The sequence below is a fragment of the Aggregatilinea sp. genome (assembly GCF_036822615.1).
Lineage (GTDB): Bacteria > Chloroflexota > Anaerolineae > Aggregatilineales > Aggregatilineaceae > Aggregatilinea.
Genome location: NZ_DAISHJ010000208.1, coordinates 1 through 4332 on the forward strand (window position 1 = coordinate 1; position 4332 = coordinate 4332).

A 4332-nucleotide genomic window follows, 5' to 3' on the forward strand; every position below is an offset into this window, starting at 1 on the left:
CGAAAATCAGGGGTTGGTGAGGCGTATTGCGATACGCCCCTACAGAGGATCCCTGTCGTGATCTTGCCCGTCAATTTAACCTTGTTGGGCTGCTACGGGTGGTTGCCCGTGTTCTCCGTCGCGTACAGCGTGCCGCTGGCGGTCGTCCCCATCGCATAGCTGCCAACCCAGATGTCGTAGCGCCCGCTGGAGGGCGAGTTAAAGTCGATAGTCGGGTTCAGCGTGCCGAAGGAATCGTCCACACAGTAAAAACTGCCGCTCGGCGCGTTGATCACCATGGTAGTATCGCCGCTGCCGATAAAGTAGAAGCGCAGGGTCGGGAACGCTCCGGCGGTGTAATTGAACGAAAACGTTGGCGCGGAAGTCGTGAAACCGGAGCAGCCGCCGCCTAGATAGGACACGTTTGCCGGGCCGCCTGCCGTTGCCCCGACCGTAAAGGGATCGGCACGAAGCCGCTCGTGAGGGCGGATGAGCCATACACGGGCGGCAACGAATAGTTCAGGGTTGCCATCGCGCCGGGGGTGGGCGTCCAGGTCGGCGTCCAGGTGTCGGTCACCGTCGGCGTCGAGGTCGCGGTCCAGGTTGGCGTTACCGTGGGCGTCTCGGTGTAGTAGGTGCCGGTGGGCGTCGGCGTGGGTGTATCCGTCGCCAGCGTGCCGGTCGGGGTCCAGGTCGGTGTCTCGGACGTCGTGGTCGTCGCGGAGGTGGGCGCGGGCGTCAGCGTGACCGCCGGGACCGTCGCGCACTGCCCGCCGAAGCGGATCACACTGGCGGAGATCCAGCCTGTCGCGCCGTTAAACGTCACCTGATACCAGGAGGCGTCGGGCAGCAGGCCGATCACCGCAGCGGTAGCGCTGCCCGAAAGCTGGTACACCACGGTGAAATCGGTGCTGGGGCCGCTGCGCACGTTGACGGTGCCGCCTGTTGCGGAAGCGACGACACACGCGCCGGTTGAGGGCAGCGGCGGCAGGGGAATCGGGGTCGGAGAGGGAGCGGACGGCACCGCAAGCGGCGTGGGCGTCGGGGTGGGAATCGCGCCCGGTGCCGCCGGGCAGAGCGCTCCCGTACCGTCCTCGTTTTCCAGGCAAATCGTGTAGGCTTCGGCATCCGGCGCGCCGCTGTGCGAGACTTCGACCCTGTAATTCACCGGTCCGATCGGGATGCGATAGCGCGTGCCCGCGAGACGCGCGCCGCTGGACGCCAGCAGATCGCCTGAGTCGGCGTCTTTCAACGCGATCACTGGGCCGGACACCATCGAGTCGCTGCGGACGGTCAGGAGCAGCACCCCCGTCTCTGAACCGGCGAAGGTATAACGGCGGTGCTGAACCGCGCCATCCACCTGCCCGCTGACCGGCGTGCCCAACACCAGCGGAACCGGCGGCAGGGGCGGCGCGCCCGCCAGCACACCGATCACAAACTGGCCGGGCTGGCCGTTGGCGCTCTGCACGTCGATCCGGTAGAGGCCCGCGTCGAGTTCCAGGGCCGTGACGCGCGCCGCCGACTGGGCCGTTTCGTTGGGCAGATCCACGAGCACCTCGCCGGACGCGGACGTGAGCCGCAAGGCGGGCGCAAAACCCTGCGTCACGGCGAGCACCTGAAGATCGACGGACTGGGCGGCTTCGATGGCAAGGGAATAACTGATAAGCGGCTGTTCGACCGTCACCTGCCCAATCTGGTTCTCGCCCACCGCAATCGGCACCGGCTCGCCGCCCTGCGCGCGGACGCCCTCCGCGCCCGGCAGCAGTACGCCAGCGAGCAGAACGATCGCCAGCCAGAACAGAGCTTTCAGCGTCCGCAGCATTGTATGCACCATTGGGTTCCTCGCTCTGCGCGCAGCGCCACACGGATATTCATTTTATTGAAAGGAATTATATTACAATAATAAACATAAGTATATTGGTCCATGCCCGCAGAATAAAAGAGCCAGCAAAGTCTAAAGAAAGTTTTACAAAAATCTAAAGTATTTGAGTTGACAAGTGACACCCAGTAACTTATACTTCAACAGGTAATCTTCAGGCGGCAATTCCCCCTCCTAATCACAATATCTCCCGTTATCGTGGTTGGTAAGGTAAGGCCGAAGCCCGGCAGCTCGTATGCTGCACCGGCAGCTTCACGTTTTGACGTTTGAAAAAAGATCCGTTCGAAGAAATCGATGTAATCGATAGAAGCAACAAGAAACAACAGGAAAGAAATGGCACAAAAACTACGGATAATTCCCCTGGGCGGCCTCGGGGAAATCGGCAAAAACATGACCGTGTACGAATATGGCCGCAATATGATCGTGGTGGACTGTGGGGTCATGTTCCCCGACAGCACCATGTACGGCATCGACCTCGTCCTGCCGGACTATAACTACGTCGTACAGAACCAGGACCGCCTGCGCGGCGTCCTGCTGACGCACGGACACATGGATCACATCGCGGCGCTGCCGTACCTCCTGCGCGAGATGAAGGCGACGCTCTACGGCACGCCGCTCACGCTGGGACTGGTCGAGCGCCAGCTCACCGAAAAGGGCGTGTTGGACAACGCCACGATGCAGGTGATCGACAAAAACAAGACGCTGCACTTCGGACCGTTCCAGGTGACGCCGTTCGCCGTGGCGCACTCGATCCCCGATTCGGTCGGGTTCGTGATCAAGACGCCCGCCGGGACGATCGTGCATACCGGCGACTACAAGCTGGACGAGACGCCCGCAGGTGGGCGCACCACCGACCTGGAAACGCTCAAGACGCTGACGAAAGACGGCGTGCTGGCGATGGTCGGGGACAGCACCAACGCCGACAAGCCGGGCCGCACGCGGACCGAGCGCGTGGTCGGGGAAACGCTGGACCGCCTGCTTTCGGAAGCGCAGGGCCAGCGCGTGATCATCGCTACGTTCTCGTCGCTGCTGGCGCGCCTTCAGGAAGTTTTGTATCTGGCGCACAAGCACGGGCGCAAAGTGGCATTAACCGGGCGCAGCCTGATCGAAAACGTGAAGCTCGCCAGCGAACTGGGCTACCTGGACGTTCCGGCGGGCCTGCTGGTCGACGTGAACGCACGCGTGCCGAAGGGCAAGATGCTGATTCTCTCGACCGGATCGCAGGGCGAACCGCGCTCGGCGCTGAACCAGATGGCGAACGACCAGCACCCGCATGTGAAGGTGGGCCAGGGCGACCTGATCATCATCTCCGGCGGGACGATCCCCGGCAACGAGGAAAGCGTCGGCCAGATGTTGAACAAGCTGTTCGAACACGGCGCGAACGTCATCTACGGCGCGATGGAAACGGTACACGTCTCCGGCCACGGCAGCCGTGACGAACTGCGGACCATGCTGGAAACGGTCAAGCCGAAGTTCTTCATTCCGGCGCACGGCGAGGCGCGTCATCTGCACCTGCACCGCCAACTGGCCGAAGCCGCCGGAATTCCCGGCGAGAACGTGTTCATCCTCAAGAACGGCTCGCAGTGGGTCACGGACGGCCAGACCGCCAACGCCGACGAGGCGATCCCGGTGGATGACGTATTCGTGGACGGGCGGCTGATCGGTGAAATCGGTGAGATCGTCATGCGCGACCGCCAGCGGCTGTCGCAGGACGGCTTCATCGTGGCGCTGATCCCGATCGACTCGAAAAAGCGACTGGTCGGGGAACCGCAGATCGTCAGCCGCGGCTTCGTCTACATGAACGACGCGGAAGAACTGCTCGCGGCCAGCCGGGAAGAAATCAAGCGCCAGTACAAGCGCGGGGCGGCCAGCGTCAAGCGCGCGCTGGAAGACTTCTTCTACCGTGAGACGCTCTCGCGCCCGGTGATCCTTCCGCAGTTCATTCAGGTTTAACGGCGCGACACAGCATCCCGCGACGTTATCACGACGCGCCAGCACAATCAGGGAAAGGTGGGCAATGCGGCTTTGCCCTTGCAGGCTCCCCCCTTTCCCGGCGCATGAAAACCCCGTGAGCCTGCACACCAATTCCGACTTTCAGCCGCATACAAGATCGTGGCGGGCCAGTTCCGTGGTTTGGGGGCTGGCCTCATACTCAGGCAGGGGGTTATGTCATCACAGCCAGAACAGCGCTTGACCGGAACGGTCAAGTGGTACAACCGCAAACAGGGCTTCGGCTTCGTAGCGCCGGACGGCGGCGGCGACGATATCTTCGTGCACCGCTCGGCCCTGAACACCACACTCAAGTCCGAGATTGATACGGGGTCCCGCATCGTGTTTTCCGTCGAGCGCCGCAAGCGCGGCCTCTCGGCGACGGACGTCACCAGCGACGAGACTGCACAGGGCCGCACGACCTGGGGCAACGTCCCGCAGCAAAGCCGGGATACGAGCCGGACGCCGGGACGCCGTGAGGCAGC

4 protein-coding genes are annotated in these 4332 nt (G+C 62.9%); 2 read left to right on the forward strand and 2 right to left on the reverse strand.

The features are described from left to right. Window positions 1-92: 92 nt before the first annotated feature. The gene (locus V7116_RS25555; RefSeq protein WP_324394833.1) at window positions 93-401 is read right to left on the reverse strand and encodes a hypothetical protein; all 309 of its coding nucleotides are present in this window, start codon (window positions 399-401) and stop codon (window positions 93-95) included. Continuing rightward, window positions 389-1813 (reverse strand): SH3 domain-containing protein, encoded by a 1425-nt coding sequence (locus V7116_RS25560; protein WP_324394834.1) that lies wholly within the window; start codon window positions 1811-1813, stop codon window positions 389-391. Before V7116_RS25560 ends, V7116_RS25555 begins: the two co-directional genes overlap by 13 nt. A 378-nt stretch (window positions 1814-2191) precedes the next feature. On the opposite strand from V7116_RS25560, the gene V7116_RS25565 reads away from it, so the two are divergent. Next, window positions 2192-3811: a ribonuclease J gene (locus V7116_RS25565; protein ID WP_324394835.1), complete on the forward strand. Its 1620-nt coding sequence runs from the start codon at window positions 2192-2194 to the stop codon at window positions 3809-3811. Between the two features lie 213 nt (window positions 3812-4024). Further along, a partial coding sequence (locus V7116_RS25570; RefSeq protein WP_349258569.1) for a cold-shock protein occupies window positions 4025-4332 on the forward strand: 308 nt, incomplete at its 3' end.

Bases quoted from the DNA above. Each gene is read 5' to 3' on its own strand.
- V7116_RS25560 (WP_324394834.1), bottom strand. From the start codon at position 1,813: ATGGTGCATACAATGCTGCGGACGCTGAAAGCTCTGTTCTGGCTGGCG.
- V7116_RS25565 (WP_324394835.1), top strand. From the start codon at position 2,192: ATGGCACAAAAACTACGGATAATTCCCCTGGGCGGCCTCGGGGAAATC.